The 20280-nt window shown below is 73.5% G+C and carries 18 protein-coding genes and 1 pseudogene; 13 read left to right on the top strand and 6 right to left on the bottom strand.

The window, feature by feature from the left end; genetic code table 11:
* The first annotated feature begins 19 nt into the window (after window positions 1-19).
* The 9 genes from CLV37_RS17315 (at window position 20) to CLV37_RS17275 (ending at window position 9540) form a co-directional block, all read left to right on the top strand.
* Entirely contained in the window at window positions 20-952 is a 933-nt protein-coding gene (locus CLV37_RS17315; protein WP_211298739.1) for a carbohydrate ABC transporter permease, read from the top strand.
* Window positions 942-1850 carry a carbohydrate ABC transporter permease gene (locus CLV37_RS17310; protein WP_106212688.1) on the top strand — a complete coding sequence of 303 codons (909 nt, stop codon included), beginning with the start codon at window positions 942-944 and terminating at the stop codon, window positions 1848-1850. The genes CLV37_RS17315 and CLV37_RS17310 overlap by 11 nt, the downstream gene beginning before the upstream one ends.
* A gap of 19 nt (window positions 1851-1869) precedes the next feature.
* Window positions 1870-2712, top strand: a complete 843-nt coding sequence (locus CLV37_RS17305) for a fumarylacetoacetate hydrolase family protein (RefSeq protein WP_106212686.1) — start codon at window positions 1870-1872, stop codon at window positions 2710-2712.
* On the top strand, window positions 2712-4076 hold the full coding sequence (locus tag CLV37_RS17300; RefSeq protein ID WP_106213091.1) for an L-fuconate dehydratase: 1365 nt from the start codon (window positions 2712-2714) through the stop codon (window positions 4074-4076). The genes CLV37_RS17305 and CLV37_RS17300 overlap by 1 nt, the downstream gene beginning before the upstream one ends.
* Before the next feature lie 28 nt (window positions 4077-4104).
* The gene (locus tag CLV37_RS17295; RefSeq protein WP_211298738.1) at window positions 4105-4854 is read left to right on the top strand and encodes an SDR family NAD(P)-dependent oxidoreductase; all 750 of its coding nucleotides are present in this window, start codon (window positions 4105-4107) and stop codon (window positions 4852-4854) included.
* Between the two features lies 1 nt (window position 4855).
* Entirely contained in the window at window positions 4856-5809 is a 954-nt protein-coding gene (locus CLV37_RS17290; RefSeq protein ID WP_106212684.1) for an aldo/keto reductase, read from the top strand.
* Window positions 5806-6603 carry an amidohydrolase family protein gene (locus CLV37_RS17285; RefSeq protein WP_211298737.1) on the top strand — a complete coding sequence of 266 codons (798 nt, stop codon included), beginning with the start codon at window positions 5806-5808 and terminating at the stop codon, window positions 6601-6603. Before CLV37_RS17290 ends, CLV37_RS17285 begins: the two co-directional genes overlap by 4 nt.
* A gap of 49 nt (window positions 6604-6652) precedes the next feature.
* The gene (locus CLV37_RS17280) at window positions 6653-7984 is read left to right on the top strand and encodes an alpha-L-fucosidase (RefSeq protein ID WP_106212682.1); all 1332 of its coding nucleotides are present in this window, start codon (window positions 6653-6655) and stop codon (window positions 7982-7984) included.
* 107 nt (window positions 7985-8091) lie between these two features.
* On the top strand, window positions 8092-9540 hold the full coding sequence (locus CLV37_RS17275) for an alpha-L-fucosidase (RefSeq protein WP_425433625.1): 1449 nt from the start codon (window positions 8092-8094) through the stop codon (window positions 9538-9540).
* On the opposite strand, the gene CLV37_RS17270 is transcribed toward CLV37_RS17275, so the two are convergent.
* From CLV37_RS17270 to CLV37_RS17255, 4 genes are all read right to left on the bottom strand, one after another.
* A complete protein-coding gene (locus CLV37_RS17270; protein ID WP_106212680.1) occupies window positions 9491-10204 on the bottom strand; it encodes a FadR/GntR family transcriptional regulator in 714 nt (237 codons plus the stop codon). The two genes, CLV37_RS17275 and CLV37_RS17270, sit on opposite strands and share 50 nt — an antisense overlap.
* Before the next feature lie 4 nt (window positions 10205-10208).
* Entirely contained in the window at window positions 10209-10532 is a 324-nt protein-coding gene (locus CLV37_RS17265; RefSeq protein WP_106212678.1) for an L-rhamnose mutarotase, read from the bottom strand.
* Between the two features lie 65 nt (window positions 10533-10597).
* Window positions 10598-11254, bottom strand: a complete 657-nt coding sequence (pdxH, locus tag CLV37_RS17260; protein ID WP_106212676.1) for a pyridoxamine 5'-phosphate oxidase — start codon at window positions 11252-11254, stop codon at window positions 10598-10600.
* A gap of 103 nt (window positions 11255-11357) precedes the next feature.
* The gene (locus CLV37_RS17255; protein WP_106212674.1) at window positions 11358-12026 is read right to left on the bottom strand and encodes a FadR/GntR family transcriptional regulator; all 669 of its coding nucleotides are present in this window, start codon (window positions 12024-12026) and stop codon (window positions 11358-11360) included.
* A gap of 189 nt (window positions 12027-12215) precedes the next feature.
* Here CLV37_RS17255 and CLV37_RS17250 point away from each other — a divergent pair.
* The 3 genes and pseudogenes from CLV37_RS17250 to CLV37_RS17240 all read left to right on the top strand — a co-directional run.
* A pseudogene (locus CLV37_RS17250) lies at window positions 12216-13538 on the top strand (2-isopropylmalate synthase); the annotation flags it as partial.
* 208 nt (window positions 13539-13746) lie between these two features.
* The gene (locus CLV37_RS17245) at window positions 13747-14742 is read left to right on the top strand and encodes a LacI family DNA-binding transcriptional regulator (RefSeq protein ID WP_170127330.1); all 996 of its coding nucleotides are present in this window, start codon (window positions 13747-13749) and stop codon (window positions 14740-14742) included.
* Between the two features lie 71 nt (window positions 14743-14813).
* Window positions 14814-17840 (top strand): alpha-mannosidase, encoded by a 3027-nt coding sequence (locus CLV37_RS17240; RefSeq protein WP_106212670.1) that lies wholly within the window; start codon window positions 14814-14816, stop codon window positions 17838-17840.
* Window positions 17841-17879: 39 nt separating this feature from the next.
* On the opposite strand, the gene CLV37_RS17235 is transcribed toward CLV37_RS17240, so the two are convergent.
* Window positions 17880-18887 carry a YeiH family protein gene (locus tag CLV37_RS17235; RefSeq protein ID WP_106212668.1) on the bottom strand — a complete coding sequence of 336 codons (1008 nt, stop codon included), beginning with the start codon at window positions 18885-18887 and terminating at the stop codon, window positions 17880-17882.
* Between the two features lie 143 nt (window positions 18888-19030).
* Here CLV37_RS17235 and CLV37_RS17230 point away from each other — a divergent pair, with 143 nt between their 5' ends.
* Complete coding sequence (locus CLV37_RS17230) at window positions 19031-19825, top strand: sugar phosphate isomerase/epimerase family protein (protein ID WP_106212666.1); 795 nt, start codon at window positions 19031-19033, stop codon at window positions 19823-19825.
* Window positions 19826-19838: 13 nt separating this feature from the next.
* Here the strand turns inward: CLV37_RS17230 and CLV37_RS17225 are convergent, their stop codons facing one another.
* The gene (locus CLV37_RS17225; protein ID WP_245885460.1) at window positions 19839-20237 is read right to left on the bottom strand and encodes a DUF1810 domain-containing protein; all 399 of its coding nucleotides are present in this window, start codon (window positions 20235-20237) and stop codon (window positions 19839-19841) included.
* Window positions 20238-20280 lie beyond the last annotated feature (43 nt).

The following is a 20280-nucleotide window of genomic DNA, read 5'->3' as shown; positions in this document are numbered from 1 at the left end:
GCCGGGGAGAGGGGTTCTGGTGGCGATCTCGGCAGCGACGGTCGTCCCCGCGGGCACGCGGCGGGGCACGACCGAGATCCGCAAGGGCGACGGGAAGGCGGCCCTGGGGTTCCTGACCCCGGGGGCGCTGGGGTTCCTGGCCTTCACGTTGTTCCCGGTGGTCGCCTCGCTCGTCATGAGCTTCTTCGACTGGCCGGTGCTGGGCTCGCCGTCCTTCGCGGGGTTCGGCAACTACGTCGAGCTGTTCACCACCGACGACACGTTCCGCACGGCGATCCTCAACACGCTGCTGTTCGTGGTCCTGTACGTCCCGATCAACGTCGTCGTCTCGATGAGCCTGGCGGTCTGGATCTCCCCGCGCGTCGCGGGGCGGCGGTTCTACCGCGTGCTGTTCTTCATCCCGGCCGTCACGCCCATGGTCGGCAACGCCGTGGTGTTCTCGCTGCTCATGACGCCGAACGGTCTCATCGACTCCACGATGAAGTCCCTGTTCGGCGTGGGGGCCCCGAACTTCCTCGGCTCGTCGTCGTGGGCGATGCCCGCCGTCGTGCTGCTGTCGGTCTGGCAGGGGTTCGGCTACAACCTGCTGGTGTTCTCCGCGGCGCTGGACGCCGTCCCGCAGCACCTGGTCGAGGCCGCCGAGATCGACGGGGCGGGAACGGTCCGCCGGTTCTTCAGCGTGGTCCTGCCGCTGCTGTCGCCCAGCATCTTCTTCGCCACCGTCCTGACGCTCATCTCCTCGTTCCAGGTCTTCACGCAGTCCTACGTCCTCACCGGCGGCGGCCCCGGGAACTCGACGACGACGCTGGTCATGTACCTGTACCAGAGCGGTTTCCAGTTCTTCCGGCTCGGCTTCGCCTCGGCCATCGCCTGGGTGCTGTTCGTGTTCATCATGGTCGTCACGGCGATCCAGTTCCTCGGCCAGAAGAAGTGGGTCCACTATGACCAGTGACACCTCGGCGCACCCGGCGGTGCGGGCGCGCGGGTCCCGCCGGGGCGCGGTGCCCGCTCCCACCGGCCCGCGGAGCCGGCACCGCGGCCGGCGCGTCGTCTCCCAGGTCCTGCTGACCCTCGTCGGCGTGCTGTTCGCCATGCCGCTGGTCTGGATGGTCGCCAGCTCCCTGAAGTCCGGCGGGGAGATCTTCTCCACCCCGCCCAAGCTGCTCGGGGACCGGCTGCTGTTCTCCAACTACACCCAGGCGATGGACTACCTGCCCTTCGCCAGGTTCATGCTCAACACCCTCTTCGTCGCGGTGGCCGGCACCCTCATCACGCTCGTCACCTCCGCGCTGTCGGCCTACGCCTTCGCGCGGCTGCGGTTCCGGTTCCGCGAGGCGATCTTCCTGCTCTACCTCGGGACGCTCATGGTCCCGCAGGAGGTCGTCGTCGTCCCGATGTTCCTCATCATGAAGGACCTCGGGTGGGTCAACTCGTTCCAGGCCCTCATCCTGCCCTGGGCGTTCACGGCCTTCGGGACGTTCCTGCTGCGGCAGTTCTTCCTGACCATCCCGACGGAGCTGGAGGAGGCCGCCAAGATCGACGGCGCCGGCCACGTGCGGATCCTCACCCGGGTCATCGCGCCGATCGCCGCGCCCGCCTTCGCGGTCCTGGCCGTCTTCACCTTCATCAACTACTGGAACTCCTTCCTGTGGCCGCTCATCATCACCAACGACGTCTCGACGACGACGGTGCCGCTGGGCCTCAACCTCTTCCTCGGTCAGAACGGCCAGGAGTGGCAGCTGCTGATGGCGGCTGCGACGATCTCGATGGCACCGACGGTGCTGCTCGTCCTCGTCCTGCAGAAGTACCTCGTGCGGGGCATCGCCCTGTCCGGCCTCGGCGGCCGCTGAACCACCTCCTGGAGAGACCGTGAAACTGCTGCGCACCGGCCCCGCGGGGGCCGAACGACCCGTCGCGCTGCGCGAGGACGGCACCCACGTCGACCTGTCCGGCGTCCTCGCGGCGGACACCGCCTGGACGTTCGAGGACCTGGACCGGGCCCGCGCCGCCCTGGGGAGCGCCCCCGTGGTGGACGTGACCGGGCAGCGGACCGGGTCGCCCGTCCCGCGCCCGCACGCCGTGGTCTGCATCGGGCTGAACTACCGCGACCACGCCGCCGAGACCGGCGCCCAGGTGCCCGCCGAGCCGGTGGTCTTCCTCAAGATCCCCTCCACCGTCGTCGGCCCCTTCGACGAGGTCCTCGTGCCGCGGGGGTCGACCAAGACCGACTACGAGGTCGAGCTCGGCGTCGTCCTGGGCCGCACGGTCCGCTACCTGGACTCCGCCGAGGAGGGGCTGGCCGCCGTGGCCGGGTACGTCGTCTCCCACGACGTCTCCGAGCGCGAGTTCCAGATCGAGCGCGGCGGGACGTGGGACAAGGGCAAGAACTGCGAGACGTTCAACCCGCTCGGGCCGTGGTTCGTCACGGCCGACGAGGTCGGCGACCCCTCCGCCCTCGGCCTGCGCTGCTGGGTCGACGGCGAGCTGCGCCAGGACGGCACCACGAAGGACATGGTCTTCGGCGTCGGTGAGCTCGTGCGGTACCTGTCGCAGTTCACGGTCCTGGAGGCCGGCGCGCTCATCAACACGGGGACCCCCGCGGGTGTGGCGCTGGGGCAGCCGGACCCGAAGCCCTACCTGCGGACCGGTCAGGTCGTGGAGTGCGAGATCGACGGCCTGGGCCGCATGCGCCAGGTGCTGGGGGCGGCGTGATGGCCAGGTTCACGAGCTTCACGACGCACGACGTGCGGTTCCCCACCTCGCGCGACCTCGACGGTTCCGACGCGATGAACCCCGACCCGGACTACTCCGCGGCCTACGTCGTCATCGGCACCGACGCCGGCGACGGGCTGGAGGGGCACGGTTTCGCCTTCACCATCGGGCGCGGCAACGACGTGCAGGTGGCCGCCATCGAGGCCCTGGCCGGGCACGTGCTGGGCCGCGACGTCGACGCCGCCCTCGACGACATGGGCGCGACGTGGAAGTCCTTCGTCGACGACTCCCAGCTGCGGTGGCTGGGGCCGGAGAAGGGCGTCATGCACATGGCGATCTCCGCGGTCGTCAACGCCCTGTGGGACCTGCGGGCCAAACGGGCCGGGTTGCCGCTGTGGGACCTGCTGAGCCGGATGAGCCCCGAAGAGCTCGTCGCCCTCGTCGACTTCCGCTACCTCACCGACGCGCTCACGCGCGAGGAGGCGCTGGAGCTGCTGCGGCGCAGCGAACCGGGCCGTGCCGAACGGCGGGCCGAGCTCCTGCGCACCGGCTTCCCCGCCTACACGACCTCGCCCGGCTGGCTGGGGTACTCCGACGACAAGCTCGTGCGGCTGGCGCGGGAGGCCGTGGCCGACGGGTTCACCCAGATCAAGCTCAAGGTCGGGGCCCACGTCGAGGACGACGTGCGCCGCCTGGAGCTGGCCCGCGCCACCGTCGGTCCGGACGTGCGGATCGCCGTCGACGCCAACCAGCGCTGGGACGTCGGCGACGCCGTCGAGTGGATCTCCCGGCTCGCGCCGTTCGACCCGTGGTGGGTGGAGGAACCCACCAGTCCCGACGACGTCCTCGGGCACGCCGCGATCCGGCGCGCCGTGGCCCCGGTGAAGATCGCGACCGGTGAGCACGTCCAGAACCGCATCGTGTTCAAGCAGCTCCTGCAGGCGGGGTCGCTGGACGTCCTGCAGATCGACGCGGCCCGCGTCGCCGGGGTGAACGAGAACGTCGCGATCCTGCTGCTGGCCGCCAAGTTCGGCGTCCCGGTGTGCCCGCACGCCGGCGGGGTGGGGTTGTGCGAGCTCGTGCAGCACCTGTCGATGTTCGACTTCGTCGCCGTCGCCGGCACCCGCGAGGACCGCGTCGTCGAGTACGTCGACCACCTGCACGAGCACTTCGTCGACCCCGTCGTCGTCGAGCGCGGCGCCTACCGCGCCCCGACCACCCCGGGGTTCAGCGCGCAGATCCTGCCGAGGACACTGCGGCACTTCGCCTTCCCCGACGGTGCCGAGTGGACGGCCGCCACCGCGGCCACGGACACCGCGGCCGTGCCCATCACCACGGCCCCCGGCCGGCAGGTCCCCGCGTGAGCGGGCGACGGTTCGCCGGGGTGCGCCGGTGAAGGGTCTGCGGGTCCTGGTGACCGGCGGGGCGTCGGGGATCGGCGCGGCGACGGCGCGGCGGTTCGCGCAGGAGGGGGCCGGTGTCGTCGTGCTGGACCGGGACGCCACGGCGGAGTTCGCGTGCGTCGAGGCGGACCTGTCCGACGACGCCTCGGTGCGCGCGGCCGTCGCCGCGGCCGCCGGGCGGCTCGGCGGCCTGGACGTCCTGGTGAACAACGCCGGCATCGGCGCGGTCGGGGACGTCACGGCGAACCCCGACGAGGAGTGGCACCGCGTCTACGACGTCAACGTGCTCGGGATCGTGCGCACCACGCGCGCCGCCCTGCCGCACCTGCGGGACTCCGGGCGCGGCGCGATCGTCAACACGTGCTCCATCGCGGCGTGGACGGGCATCCCGCAGCGGGCGCTGTACTCCACGACCAAGGGCGCCGTGCAGGCCCTCACGCTCGCGATGGCGGCCGACCACCTGCACGACGGGATCCGGGTCAACTGCGTCAACCCGGGCACCGCCGACACGCCCTGGGTGCGGCGGCTGCTCGACGCCGCCGAGGACCCGGAGGCCGAACGCGCCGCGCTGCAGGCCAGGCAGCCCACGGGGCGGCTGGTCAGCGCCGAGGAGGTGGCGCACGCCATCGTCCACCTGGCCGACCCCCGGTCCTCGGCGACCACGGGCGTCGTGCTGGCCGTCGACGGCGGGATGCACTCCCTGCGCGTGCCCGCCCGACCCACCCCCACGGAGGACTGACGTGTTCGCTCTGCCGCGCTGGGGCCTGGGCTCGGCCGCCCTCGGGAACCTGTACACGGCCGTGTCCGACGAGGACGCCCGCGCCACGGTGGACGCCTGCTGGGACGCCGGGATCCGCTACGTCGACACCGCCCCGCACTACGGCCTGGGGCTGGCCGAGGAACGCGTCGGCGCCGCCCTGCGCGACCGGCCCCGGGACGGGTTCGTGCTGCAGACCAAGGTCGGCCGCCTCCTCGTCCCCACGGGCGGCGACGCGGCGGGCCGGGACACCGAGGGCTTCGACGTGCCCGCCACCCGCACCCGCGTGTGGGACTTCTCCGCGGCCGGAGTCCGCCGCTCGATCGAGGACAGCCTGGAACGGCTCGGCCTGGACCGCGTCGACGTCGCCCTCGTCCACGACCCCGACGACCACCTCGACGACGCGCGCCGGGGCGCCTTCCCGGAACTGCTGCGGATGCGCGAGGAGGGGATCGTGCGCGCGGTCGGCGCCGGGATGAACGAGACCGCCCCGTTGACCGCGTTCGTCGAGGAGTTCGACCTCGACGTCGTGCTCGTCGCCGGGCGCTACCACCTGCTCGACGCGTCCGCGGCGACCGACCTGTTCCCGGCCGCGCAGCGGGGCGGCACGGCGGTCGTCCTGGGCGGGGTCTTCGCCTCGGGGCTGCTCGCGCACGACGACCCGCCCCCGGAGTCCACCTACGCCTACGCGCAGGCCCCGGCAGACCTCGTGGCGCGGGCCCGGCGCATCGCCCAGGTCGCCCGCGAGCACGGGACGACGCTGCCGGCCCTGGCCGTGCAGCACGCCCTGGCCCACCCGGCCGTGGCGTCGGTGGTCCTCGGCATGCGCTCACCGGCCGAGGTGCACCGCAACGCCGGGCTGTTCGCGCCGGCCCCGGCCGGGGTGTGGGAGGCCCTGGACCGCGAGGGGCTCGTGGCCGGGAGGGTGGCAGCGTGATCGTCGACGCCCACCACCACCTGTGGGACCCCCGCACCCGGGCCTACCCCTGGATGCCGGCCGAGCTCGCCGCCCCGTTCACCCTCGACGACCTGCGCCGCGTGACGCAGGAGGCGGGAGTGGGGCGGACCGTGCTCGTGCAGACCGTCTCCGACCTCGCCGAGACCCAGGAGTTCCTCGACGTCGCCGCGGCCTCCGGCGGGCTGGTCGCCGGCGTGGTGGGGTGGGTCGACCACACCCGCGACGTCCCGCAGCAGGTGGCCGGCCTGCGGCACCGCGACCTGCTCAAGGGCGTCCGGCACCAGGTGGAGGACGAGGCCGACCCCGACTGGTTGCGCCGGCCCGAGGTCGTCGCCGCGCTGGGGTCGGTGGGCGACCTCGTCGTCGACCTGCTCGTCCGCTGGGACCAGCTGCCCGCCGCCGTCGACCTCGCCGAACGCTGCCCGCAGACGTCGTTCGTCCTCGACCACGGCGCCAAACCCCCGCTCGGCACCCCGGACCTCGCCGCCTGGCGGGACGGGGTCTCGCGCCTGGCGGCGCAGCCGAACGTCACCGGCAAGCTGTCCGGCCTGTTCACCCTCGCGCACCAGGACCGGCTGGCACCCGCCGTCGACCACCTGCTGGACGCGTTCGGACCCGGCCGGCTGGTCTTCGGCACCGACTGGCCCGTCAGCACCCTGGCCCACGACTACCGGACCGTGGTGGAGCGCACCCGGTCCCTGCTCGACCCGCTGGACGAGGCCGACCGCGCCGCCGTCCTGGCGGGCAACGCGGTGCGCACGTACCGACTGTGACCCGACCGTGAACACGTCCTGAGACCGTCGTTGGAGAGGAACCCGCACCGTGGCCATGTTCACCGACGCCCCGAAGCGCCCGGAACCCTACGAGAAGTTCGTCCGTGAGGTCCCGCAGTGGTACCGGGACGTCAAGTTCGGCGTCTTCATCCACTGGGGCGCCTACTCGGTCCCCGCGTGGGCCGAACCCATCGGCGAGCTCGGCACCATCGAGCGCACCGAGTGGATGAAGCACAACCCCTACGCCGAGTGGTACTTCAACACCATCCGCATCGACGGCAGCCCCGCGCAGGAGCACCACCGGACGGTCCACGGGGGCGCGCCCTACGACGACTTCCTCGACCGCTGGAGCGCCTCCGCGTTCGACCCGGCCGACCTCGTCGACCTGTTCCGGCGCGCGGGTGCCGGGTACGTCGTCCCGACGACCAAGCACCACGACGGCATCACGCTGTGGGACGCGCCCGGCACGGGGGACCGGAACACCGTGCGCCGCGGGCCCGAGCGAGACCTGGTCGCCGCGCTCGCCGAGGCGACCCGCGCGGCCGGGCTGAAGTTCGGGACCTACTACTCCACCGGCCTGGACTGGCACTTCGCCGACTCGCCGCCGCTGACCGGCGACGCGGGGGAGAACCGGCCCGTCGACCGGGCCTACGCCGACTACGTCTTCGACCACCTGAGCGACCTGATCGACAAGGTCGCCCCGGACGTCCTGTGGGCCGACATCGAGTACCCCGACGCGGGCAAGACCGCGGGACCCAAGAGCCTGCTCGACCTGTTCGAGAAGTACTACGCCGCCGTGCCCGAGGGGGTGGTCAACGACCGGTTCGGCCTGACCCACTGGGACTTCCGGACCAGCGAGTACCAGGCCGGTCGCGAGGCCGAGTCCGCCGGGGCGTGGGAGAACTGCCGCGGGGTCGGCTTCTCCTTCGGCTACAACCAGGTCGAGGACGCCTCGCACTACCTCGACGGACCCGGCGCGGTGAAGCACCTGCTGGACGTCGTCTCGCGCGGGGGGAACTTCCTGCTCAACGTCGGCCCCGACGAGGCCGGGCGCATCCCCGCGCTCCAGCGGGCGTGCCTGGAGGGCGTCGCCGACTGGATGGCGCTGAACTCCCCGGCCGTGCACGGCACCACGGTCCTCGACGGGGCCACCGCCTCCGACGACCCGTGGGTCCGGTACACCCGCACCGGGTCCGTCGCGCACGCCGTGGTCGACGCGAGCGGTGAGGTCGTCCTCGACCTGCCCGGGGTGGACGTCGCCTCGGCCCGCACCCCGGACGGGACGCCCGTGACGGCCCGCGAGGACTCCGGCCGGGTCGTCGTCGACGTGCCCGCGCCGAAGGTTCCCGGGCCCGTCGTCGTCGACCTGGACCTGCTGTGAACGACCGAGGCACCACCCGCAGCACCACCGACATCACCGACAGCACCGAGGAGAGCACCGCAGTGCACAGCACCACCGGACCCACCGTCGGCAAGGACGACGCCGAACTGGCGCGCGTCCGCGAGGTCGCCACGTCCGGCCCGTACCAGCCCACCTGGGAGTCCCTGCAGCAGTACACCGCGCCCCGGTGGTACGAGGACGCCAAGTTCGGCGTCTTCATCCACTGGGGCGTCTACTCCGTGCCCGCCTTCGGCAACGAGTGGTACGCGCGCAACATGTACAAGCAGGGGACGAAGGAGTTCGAGCACCACGTCGCCACGTACGGACCGCACACCGAGTTCGGGTACAAGGACTTCGTCGAGCAGTTCCGCGCCCCGCAGTTCGACCCGGCCGCGTGGGCGGCGACGTTCCACCGGGCCGGGGCGCAGTTCGTGGTCCCCGTCGCCGAGCACCACGACGGCTTCGCGATGTACGCGACCGAGCGCTCGGACTGGAACGCGGCCGTGCGCGGCCCCGGCCGCGACGTCGTCGGGGAGCTGGGCGAGGCGGTGCGGGCCTCCGGGATGGTGCTGGGCGCCAGTTCGCACCGCGCCGAGCACTGGTGGTTCATGAACGGCGGCACCGAGTTCGACTCCGACGTGCGCGACCCGGCGAACGCCGCCTTCTACGGCCCCGCGCTGCGGCAGGAGACGGCCCCCAACGAGCAGTTCCTCGAGGACTGGCTGCTGCGGACCGTCGAGCTGATCGACCGGCACCGCCCGCAGGTCCTCTGGTTCGACTGGTGGATCGAGACCCCGGCCTTCGCCCCCTACTTGAAGCTGCTCGCGGCCTACTACTACAACTCCGCGGCCCGCTGGGGGCGCGAGGTCGTCATCAACTACAAGTGGCAGGCCTACCCCGACGGGGCGGCGGTCTACGACGTCGAGCGCGGCGCCCTGCAGGGCATCCACCCGCGGGTGTGGCAGAACGACACCTCCGTCGGGCGCACCTCCTGGAGCTGGGTGCCCGACCAGCAGTACAAGACCGTGGGCGAACTCGTCGCCGAACTCGTCGACGTCGTCGCCAAGAACGGCGTCCTGCTGCTGAACGTCGGCCCGAAGGCGGACGGGACGCTGGCCCCGGAGGAGGTCGAGATCCTGCACGGGATCGGCGACTGGCTCACCGTCAACGGCCAGGCGATCTACGGCTCGCGGCCGTGGACGATCCCGGGGGAGGGACCCACCCGGCTCGCCGCCGGGTCCTTCGTGGACGCCACGGCCCGCGAGTACACGGGACGGGACGTACGGTTCACGACCCGGACGGACTCCGCCGGGACCCACCTGTACGCGATCCCGCTGGGGCCGGTGGACGGCGGGGTGCTGCGGATCCGGTCCTGGGGCACCGGGGCGGGGCTGCTGGGCGACTACGACGACCTCACCGTGCTGGGCGGCCCGGGGGAGGTCAGCGCCCGCCGCACCGACGAGGCGCTGGAGGTCGACCTGCCGGCCGGCGGTTCGGTCGTCCGCGTCACCCTGCGGCCGCAGGAGGTCCAGAAGGCCCACGACGGTCTGAACTGACCGACCGCAGCCACTGCTCCACCCCCGCGACGTGGACATGCGCCCAGGCGCGGGCCACGTCGTGCTGGCGGGCGGCCATCGCCTGCTGGATGGCGCGGTGCTCGTCCAGGGTCCGCGTCGTCGCGGACTCCTGGGTGAGCCCGCGCCACACCCGGGCCCGGTGCAGGGGTGCGGAGAAGCTCTCGATGAGCGAGGCCAGCACCGAGTTCCCCGACCCCAGCGCGATCCGGCGGTGGAACTCCTGGTCGTTGGCGACGAGGTCCTCCACCGACGGGTCCGGGCCGAGGTCGTCCAGCAGCGTCGCCAGGCCGGCGATCTCCTCCTCGCTCATGCGGGTCGTCGCCATCGACGTGGCCGACGGTTCCAGCAGCCGGCGCACCTCGAGGAACTCCAGCAGCGAGTCGTCGCGCTGGACGTCGACGACGAACGTCATCGCGTCCAGCATCACGCCCGGTTCCAGGCTGGAGACGTACGTCCCGTCACCCTGCCGGACGTCGAGGACGTTGATGAGGGCCAGTGCCCTCACGGCCTCGCGCAGGGAGTTGCGCGACAACCCGAGGACCGCGGACAGCTCCGCCTCGCGGGGCAGCCGGTCGCCCGGGCGCAGTTCACCGCCGAGGATCATCCGCTTGATCTTCTCGATCGCCTCGTCGGTGACGGCCACGTCCTCAGCCCCTGCGCTGCTCGGCGAAGCTCCACACGAATGGCAGCCCGTCGTCGCCGCCGTCGTAGTCGTCCGGGGTGGACTGCAGCGGGGTCACCTGCGCCTGCCAGGCCAGGTTCGCCGGGTGCTCGCGCAGGAACTCCCGCATCGCGGTGTAGTCCTCGACGTCGAGCCAGTGGAACACGTCGCGCCCGTCGCGCCAGATCCGCCAGTCGCGGACCCCGGCGTCCGCGAGGGCCTGGAGCAGGTCGTCCGGCACCCGGGCGTGCAGCCGGTCGTAGGCCTCGAGCGCGTCGGCGTGCAGGCGCGTGTGCAGCGTCCTCTCCATGGAGCGACGATACTGCGGATCCCTGCTCGATCCCTGCTCGATCCCTGCTCGATCTCGGCGAACCCTCAGGGTTGGCGGCGTTCGACCCGCCAGTTCCCCACCCCGTCCAGGTCCGTCGACGCGCCGGAGTTCACGAACACCAGCCGGTCGTGCAGGCGGGAGGTCCGGCCCTGCCAGAACTCCACCTCGACGGCCCGCACGAGGAAACCACCCCAGTGCGGGGGAGCGGGCACCTCCTGCGGCCAGCGGGCGCGCAGCTCCGCCTCGCGCGCCTGCAGCTCGGCCGAGCTCGCGACGGGCTGCGACTGCTCGCTGACCCAGGCCCCGATGCGCGAGCCGTACGGCCGGGTCGCGAAGTAGGCCTCGGTCTCGGCGCGCGGGACCTGCTCGGCCCGGCCCCGCACCGCGACCTGCCGGTGCAGCCCGTGCCAGCCGAACAGCAGCGACACCCGCGGGTCGTGGGCGATGCCGCGCGCCTTGCGGGAGCGGTAGTTGGTGAAGAACACGAAACCCCGGGCGTCGACCGCCTTCAGCAGCACGGTCCGCGCCGACACCCCGTCGGCGTCGGCCGTCGCCACGGTCATGGCGTTCGGTTCGACGACGCCCGCCGCGACGGCCCCGTCGTACCAGGCCTGGAACTGCGCCAGGGGGGTGGCGGCGAGGTCGGTCTCCTCGAAGCGCCGCTCGCCGTAGTCGACCCGTCGGCCCGCAGGATCCTCCATGGGCCCAGGGTAGGACCGGGGCCGCCCCTGGGCGTCGGGGCCGCCGGGCGGGGGCGGGCCGCGCCGCGTGCTCCGCGACCACCGCGACACCCGGGCCGTCGCGTCAGCTCAGCGCCGCGACGAGCGCCTCCAGGTGGGTGCGGACCACCGCGCGGGCGCGGTCGGGGTCGCGGTCGCCGACGGCGTCGGCGAGGGCGGCGTGGACGTCCTGGTCGGCCTCGGAGCCGAAGGGGCCGCCGATCCGCAGCATCTCGACCATCGCCTGCCGCGACCGCGGGACGAAGGAGTCGAAGAGGTCCAGGAGCACGGGGTTGTGCGCAGCCGCCACGACCGCCCGGTGGAACGCGGTGTCGGCGTCGACGTGGCCCTCGGCCTCGTCCCGGTGCGCGGCCCGGCCGGCCAGGGCCCGGCGCAGGGTCCGCAGGTCCGACGGGGTCCGGGCCCGCGCGGCGAGGCCGGCGGCCTCGGACTCGACGGCGAGCCGGGCCTGCAGCACGTGGACGATCCCGGCGCGCTGCAGGACCGCGCCGCGCTCCGGCGGGACGTCGAGGGCGGTGACGAACACCCCCGCGCCCTGGCGGCTGGCCAGGACGCCGCGGCCGGCGAGCCGGCGGACGGCCTCGCGCACCGTGGACCGTCCGACGCCCAGCTGCGGCCCGAGGGTCGTCTCGCCGGGCAGCTTCGCCCCCAGGGGCCACTCCCCGGACCGGATGCGCTCGAGCAGCAGGTCGGCGGCCCGGTCGGCCAGGGGTTCACGTCGGACGATCTCCACGAGAGCACCTTACTCCGCTACTTGTCTGAGGAGTGGTACGGTCGCCGGGTGCTGCTCCTCCTTCGTCGCCACGACGGGTCCTGACCGACCGGCCCCCGTCGTGGTGCGTGGTGCCGCCGGTCGATCCCCGCCGAGACCCGCCGACCGCAGGAGCCCACCGTGAACTGGAACCGTCAGCAACCGTCCCCGATGCCCTCGCACCGCTACCGCGACGTGTTCTCCCGCGTCGACGTGCCGCTGACCGGCCGGACGTGGCCGTCGCGGCGGCTGGAGCAGGCCCCCCTGTGGGTGCCCGTCGACCTGCGCGACGGCAACCAGGCCCTGGCCGAACCCATGGACCCGCTGCGCAAGCGCCGGTTCTTCGAACAGCTCGTCGCCACGGGGTACAAGGAGATCGAGGTCGGCTACCCCTCCGCCTCGCAGACCGACCACGACTTCGTCCGGCTGCTGGCCGGGTCCGACCTCGCCCCGCCGGACGTGACGGTCGTCGTGTTCACGGCGGCGCGCCGGGACCTCGTCGAACGCACCGTCGAGTCGGTGCGCGGCCTGCGCAACGACGTCGTCGTCCACCTCTACACCGCCACCGCGCCCGTGTGGCGCGACGTCGTCCTGGGACGCGACCGCGCCGAGCTCACCGACCTGGTGCTGGCCGGCTGCCGCGACGTGCTCGAACTCGCCGGCGACCTGCCGAACGTGCGCTTCGAGTTCTCCCCCGAGGTGTTCAACCTCACCGAACCCGGGTTCGCCCTGGAGCTGTGCGACGCCGTCACGGCGCTGTGGGAGGCCAGCCCGGACCGGCCGGTGATCCTCAACCTGCCCGCCACCGTGGAGGTCGCGACGCCCAACGTGTACGCCGACCAGATCGAGTTCATGCACCGGAACCTGGACCGCCGGGACTCGGTGGTCCTGTCCGTCCACCCGCACAACGACCGGGGGACCGGGGTGGCGTGCGCCGAGCTCGCCGTCCTGGCCGGCGCGCAGCGCGTCGAGGGGTGCCTGTTCGGCAACGGGGAACGGACGGGCAACGTCGACCTCGTCACGCTGGCCCTCAACCTGCACGCCCAGGGCGTCGACCCGATGGTCGACTTCTCGCGGATCGACGACGTCCGCCGCGTCGTCGAGGAGTGCAACCGGATCCCGGTGCACCCCCGGCACCCGTACGCCGGCGACCTCGTGCACACGGCGTTCAGCGGCACCCACCAGGACGCCATCCGCAAGGGGTTCGCCGAGCACCGCGCCCGCGCCGCCGCACAGGGCAGGCCCGAGCGCGAGATCGCGTGGCGGGTGCCGTACCTGCCCGTCGACCCCGCCGACCTCGGCGGCGACTACGAGGCGGTCGTGCGGGTCAACTCCCAGTCCGGCAAGGGCGGGGTCGCCCACCTGCTGGAGAGCGCCTACGGGATCGAGCTGACGCGGGCCGAGCAGGTCGCGCTGGCCCGCCGTGTGCAGGAGCGCACCGACGCCACCGGTCGCGAGGTCAGCGCCGCCGAGGTCCTCGCCCTCCACACCGCCGGCTGACCGGGCCGCAGGCACACCCCGCGTCCCGGGGGAGCGCAGTCCCGGGCGCGAGGTGTGCCTCCGGCGGGAGGTCGGCCGACGCCGGGGGCGGGAGTCGTGACGCCGGGAGGGGGAGTCGTCTACCCTGCGCTGGGAACGTTCACAGGCGCTTCGCCGGGGAGGGGTCGACGTGGGAGCAGGACGACCGCCCACCATGCGGGACGTGGCCGAGCACGCCGGGGTCAGCATCTCCACCGTCTCGCGCGTCGTCAACGCCGAGAAGTACGTCGACGCCGCCACGCGCGAGCGGGTCGAGGCCTCCGTGGCCGCCCTGGGCTTCCTGCGCAACGAGAGCGCCCGCACCCTGCGGCCCGGCCAGCGGACGGCGACGATCGCGCTCGTCGTCGAGGACCTGACCAACCCGTTCTCGGCCGAGCTCGCCCACGGCGTCGAGGAGGTCGCCGCGGCGGCCGGCTACGTCGTCCTGCTGCTGTCCACGGGCCGGGACGCGCTCGGTGACCGCGACGAGGTCCGCGAGAAGGAGATCGTCGGCGAGCTGCTCAGCCGCCGCGTCGACGGCGTCCTCATGATCCCCGGCGCCGACGACGCCTCGGGCCGCTACGCCGCCCTGGCCGAACGGGCGCCCGTCGTGTTCGTCGACCGCCTGCCCAGGGGCGTCAAGGGCGACGTGGTGCTGCTCGACAACGTCGGCGGCAGCCGCCGGCTCACCCGGCGGTTGCTCGAGCGGGGGCACCGGCGCATCGCCTACGTCGGCGGCGACCGCGGCTCGGGCACCGGGTCCAAGCGGTACTCCGGGTTCCGGGCCGCGCTGAAGGCCGCGGGCGTCCCCGAGCACCGTGAACTCCTGCACTTCGCCCAGCACTCCAGCGACGAGGCGCGCCTCGCCACGCAGGACCTGCTGGCCCTGGCCGACCCGCCCACCGCGATCTTCTGCGACAACAACCGGATGACGGTGGGGGCGCTGCTGGCCGTCCACCGCGCCCGCGCGGACGTCGTCGTCGCCGGTTTCGACACGGTCGAGCTCGCCGAGGTCCTCGTCGACCGGGTCGCGCTCGTGACGTACGACCCGGTGGACGTGGGGCGGCAGGCCGCCGGGCTCCTGCTCGAGCGGCTGGACGGGGTGGACGTCGCCCCGCGCCGGATCACCGTCCCGGTCGAACTGGCCGAGTTCGGGGACCGGCAGCAGGTCCACCGGTAGGACTCCCAGCAGGACCCAGCAGCGAGACCCAGCAGCGAGACCCAGCAGCAGGAACCGTCGAGGAGGACGTCGTGCACGACCACCGTCAGGCCACCGAAGCCCGGCTCGAGCGGGCGGTGGTGCAGCGCGTGCGCCCCGCCGTGCACTCCGGCGCGACCGCGCTGCAGGTCGCGGCGTGGCACGCGCCGGGCGAACCCGTCCCCGTCGCCGAGGGGCTCGCCGCGCCCTACGAGGAGTTCGCCGTCGGCACGCCGTGGGGGCTGCCGTGGGGGACGACGTGGTTCCGCCTGCGCGGGCAGGTTCCCGCGGAGTGGGCGGGCCGGCCGGTGGAGGTCGTCTTCGACCTCGGGACCGTCGCCGACCACGTCGGGTTCCAGGCCGAGGGCCTCGTGTACACGCCCGCGGGTGAACCCGTGAAGTCGATCAACCCCCTGTCGACCTGGATCCCGGTCCCCGCCGGGACGCAGGAGTTCGAGTTCTTCGTCGAGGCCGCCTCCAACCCCGACGTCCTCGGCGGTGGGGGGCACGCCTTCGACCCCACGCCGCTGGGGGACGTGCTGACCGCCCCGCAGCAGCCGCTGTACGTCCTGGCCCGCGCCGACGTGTGCGTGCGCGAGACCGAGGTCGCCGAGCTCCTGGCCGACCTGGAGGTGCTTGGCGGCCTCATGCTGGAACTGCCGCCGGAAGACGCCCGGCGCTGGGAACTGCTGCGGGGGATCGACCGGGCGCTGGACGCCCTCGACCCGCACGACGTCGCCGGGTCCGCCGCCCGCACCCGCTCGGTCCTCGCGCCGCTGTTCGCGGCGAAGGCGCGCGCCTCGGCGCACCGGGTCAGCGCGGTGGGGCACGCGCACATCGACTCGGCCTGGTTGTGGCCGCTGCGCGAGACCGTCCGCAAGGTCGCGCGGACCACGGCGAACGTCACCCAGCTCATGGACGTCCACCCCTCGTTCGTCTACGCCATGAGCTCGGCGCAGCAGTTCGCCTGGATCGCCGAGCACCGGCCCGAGGTCCACGAGAAGGTGCGCCGGCGCATCGCCGAGGGGCGCTTCGTCCCGGTGGGCAGCATGTGGGTGGAGTCCGACACGAACATGGTCGGCTCCGAGGCCATGGTGCGGCAGTTCGTGGAGGGCAAGGGCTACTTCCTGCGCGAGTACGGCGTCGACACGCAGGAGGCGTGGCTGCCGGACTCCTTCGGGTACTCCGCGGCGCTGCCGCAGATCATGAAGCTGGCGGGGGTCCGCTGGTTCCTCACCCAGAAGATCTCCTGGAACGCGGACAACAAGTTCCCGCACCACACGTTCGACTGGGAGGGCATCGACGGGACGCGGATCTTCACCCACTTCCCGCCCGTCGACACCTACAACTCCGAGCTGTCCGCGCGGGAACTGGCCCACGCGGCCAGGAACTTCCAGGAGAAGGGCCGCGCGCACTGGTCGCTCGTCCCGTTCGGCTGGGGCGACGGCGGCGGGGGCCCCACCCGCGAGATGCTGCAGCGCGCCGACCGGCTGGGCAGCCTCGACGGGTCCACCCGGGTGTCGCTGCACTCCCCGGAGCAGTTCTTCACCACTGCCGAGGCGGACTACCCCGACCGGCCCGTGTGGTCGGGGGAGCTGTACCTGGAACTGCACCGCGGGACGTACACGTCGCAGGCGAAGACCAAGCAGGGCAACCGCCGCAACGAGCACCTCCTGCGCGAGGCCGAGCTGTGGGCCGCCACGGCGGCGGTGCGCACGGGGGCGCAGTACCCGGCCGCGCGGTTGCAGGAGCTGTGGCGCACGGTGCTGCTGCACCAGTTCCACGACATCCTGCCCGGCTCCTCGATCGCCTGGGTGCACCGCGAGGCCGCGGCCACCCACGCCCGGGTCAGCGCCGAGCTGGAGGAGCTCGTCGCCGGTTCCCTGCGCGCGCTCGCCGGCGAGGGGTCGCAGCGGCTGGTGGCCAACGCCGCCCCGCACGCCCGCGACGGCGTCCCCGCCCTGGGCCTGGCCGTCGCCGAGACCGCCGGGGCGCCCGTGTCGACCACGTCCGACGGGGCGGACACGGTGCTGGACAACGGGCTCCTGCGGGTGCGGGTCGACGCCGGCGGGAACGTCGTCTCGGTGCTGGACCTGCTGGAGGACCGCGAGGTCCTGCTGCCCGGGACGAGCGCGGGACTGCTGCAGCTGCACCGCGACACCCCCAACCGCTGGGACGCCTGGGACGTCGACGCGCACTACCGCAACGTCGTGCGCGACCTCACCGACGCCGAGTCCGTCGTCGTGCACCCCGACGACGGGGACCCGGGGCGGGGCGCGAGCGTCGTGGTGACCCGGTCGACGGGGGCGAGCACCCTCGTCCAGACCGTCCGGCTGCCCCGCGGCGAAGCGCGCCTGGCGTACTCCCTGGACGTGGACTGGCACGACCGGGAGGCCCTGCTCAAGGCCGCGTTCGGCCTCGACGTCCACGCCGACCGGTCCGCCTCGGAGATCCAGTTCGGGCACGTGTTCCGCGCCACCCACGAGAACACCAGCTGGGACGCGTCCCGGTTCGAGATCTGCGCGCACCGCTGGGTGCACGTCGGCGAGGCCGGGTACGGCGCCGCGGTCACGAACTCGGCGACCTACGGCCACGACGTGACCCGCAGCGCCGTCGAGGGCGGACGGCCGGGGACGACGGTGCGCCTGTCGCTGCTGCGGGCCCCGCTGTCGCCCGACCCCGAGACCGACCAGGGCAGCCACCACCTGGAGTACTCGCTCGTCGTCGGCGCGCAGATCACCGACGCCGTGCGCGAGGGGTACCGGCAGAACCTCGCCCCGCGGGTCGTGCAGGGCGCCGGACCGGTCGAACCCCTCGTCGCCGTCGAGGACGGCGGTGTCGTGGTGGAGGCGGTCAAGCTCGCCGAGGACGGCTCGGGCGACGTCGTCGTCCGGCTCTACGAGGCGCTCGGCGGCCGGGTCCGCACCACCGTGCGGTGGGGTTTCCCGGTGGGGTCGGTCACGGAGGTCGACCTGCTCGAACGCCCGCTGGAGCAGGGGGCGACGACGGTGCGGGACGGGGGCGCGACGCTCACGCTGCGCCCGTTCCAGATCCTCACGCTGCGCCTGACCCGCGCGTGACGCCCGCGTGAGCGGTGCCTGACCCCTGCACCGCGGGGGTCAGGCGCCGACGTGCAGGAGGTGCACCCCGGCCAGGGCCACCCCGGCCACCAGGACCCAGGAGGACAGCCCCAGCAGGAGCGAGCGCCCGCCCGTGCGCACCAGGTGCGGCACGTCGATCCCGGTGCCCAGCGCGAACAGGGCGGCCACCAGCAGCACCGACTGCACCCGGTTCGCCGCACCGAGCGCGGCGTCGGGCAGCAGGCCCGTGGCCCGCACCAGGACGGCCACGACGAAGGCCGCGACGAAGAACGGCAGGACCGGCGGGCGCTCGCGCGTGTCCGCCCCCACGCTCCGGCGCCGGTTCAGCACGACGAGGGCCACCAGCGGGGCGAGCAGCAGGACGCGCGAGAGCTTGACGACGACGGCCGTGGTCAGGGCCCCCGGGACGCGGTCGCCCGTGGCGACGACCTGCCCGACGTCGTGCACGCTGGCCCCGACCCAGGCGCCGAACTCGTGCACGTCGAGGCCGAGGGGACCGCGCAGCAGCGGCAGGACGACGATCGCCAGCGAGCCGCACAGCGTCACCAGCGCCACGGCGGTCGAGACGTCCTCCTCGTCGGCGTCGGTGGCGGGCCGCACGGCGGCGATGGCGGACGCGCCGCAGATGGAGAACCCCGTGGCCACGAGCAGCGACCGGGCCGGGGACAGGCCCAGGGCGCGGCCGATGAGCTGGGTGCCGAGGAACGTCACGACGACGACGCCCAGGACGAGCGCGATCCCGCCCCAGCCCAGGTCGCGCACCTGCGACAGGGGCAGCTGCAGCCCCAGCAGGACGACGGCGACGCGCAGCAGCCGCTTGGAGGCGAACCCCGTCGCCGGCTTCCAGGAGGGGCGGAACAGCCCGGTGCTGCGCACGACGGCGCCCAGGGCGACGGCCGCGGTGGAGGCCGTCAGGACGTGCGAGACGGTCTGGACGCCGAAGGCGAGCAGGGTCGCGGCGACGACGACGGCGAGCCCGGGGACGAGGGCGGTCAGGGGGGCGGGGCGGGGTACGGCGCGGAGCACCCTGCCAGGGTGCGCCTGACGGCGACCGCGCGAAACTCACCGCGAACCGTGGGGTCACAACCCGGGCCTGTGACGTTGACCGGTCACCCCCGCTGTGGGAAGGTGCGGGAAAGCGCATTCCCAGATCGACGACGGAGTGGACGATGGAGCCCGCACGGCTGAGCCTGAACCAGATCACCCTGAACTCCCTCGCCCTGCCCGAGGCGGTCGCCGCCTGCGAGCGGCACGAGATCGGCTCCATCGCGCTGTGGCGCGACAAGATCGCCGGGGTCGGCCTCGGACGGGCCGCCGAGCTCGTCCGCTCCGCCGGCCTGCACGTCAGCTCCGTATGCCGCGGCGGCATGTTCACCGACCCCGCCGTCGACGTGCGCGAGGACAACCGCCGCGCCGTCGAGGAGGCGGCGACGCTGGAGGCCGACTGCCTCGTGCTCGTCTGCGGCCCCGCGCTCGACCACGACCTGCCCGCCGCCCGGGAACGGGTCCGCGACGGCATCGCCGACCTCCTGCCGCACGCGCGCGCCGCGGGCGTGAAGCTCGCGGTCGAACCGCTGCACCCCATGATGATCAGCCGCCGTTCGGTGGTGAACACGCTGCGCCAGGCCCTGGACCTGTCCGACGCCTTCGACGCCGAGGTGGGCGTGATCGTCGACGCCTACCACGTGTGGTGGGACCCCGAGCTCGACGCGCAGATCGCCCGGGCCGGCGAGCGGATCCTCGGTTACCACGTCTCGGACTGGCTGCCCGAGACCGCCGACCTGCTGCTGGACCGCGGGATGATGGGTGACGGGCTCATCGACCTGCCCCGGATGTCGCGGCTGGTCGCCGAGGCCGGCTACACCGGGCCCGTGGAGGTCGAGATCCTCTCCAGCCACTGGTGGGCGCAGGACCCCGACGACGTCGCCCGCACCGTGCGCAAGCGGTTCGAGGAGTTCGTCTGAGCGAGCCCGCGCCTCACCACCGCGCGGTGGTGGCCGCGTCGGGGACGCCGTCGAAGAACTCGTCCAGCACCCGCTGGGCGAGGTCGTCCCCGGCCGCGGCGAACAGCGTCACCGAGCTGCGCAGCTTCACCGCGTCGATCCCGCCGAACACCGCCTCGGCGTCGCGCGAGCCCTGACCCAGCAGCGCCGCGCAGTTCTCCCGGTACCGGGCGCCCAGCACCGGGTGCGCCAGGTACGCGCGCGCCTCGTCCACGCCCGCGAGGGCGTACGCCACCGACGTGGGCGAGCTGCCCAGCAGCAGCTGCGGGAACTCCCACCACATCCAGTGCGACGTCTTGCGGCCCGCGCGCAGCTCGGTCAGCGCGCGGGCGTGGGTGCCGTCGGAGGCGGGGACGAAGCGGTCGAGGTCCACGGCCCCATGGTGCGCCACCCCGCCGTCGTCCGGGGCGGGGGCC

The sequence above is a fragment of the Kineococcus rhizosphaerae genome (genome assembly GCF_003002055.1).
Taxonomy (GTDB): Bacteria; Actinomycetota; Actinomycetes; order Actinomycetales; family Kineococcaceae; genus Kineococcus; species Kineococcus rhizosphaerae.
Note: the sequence above shows the minus strand (reverse complement) of the source record. Positions and strands in the feature narration are given on the sequence as shown.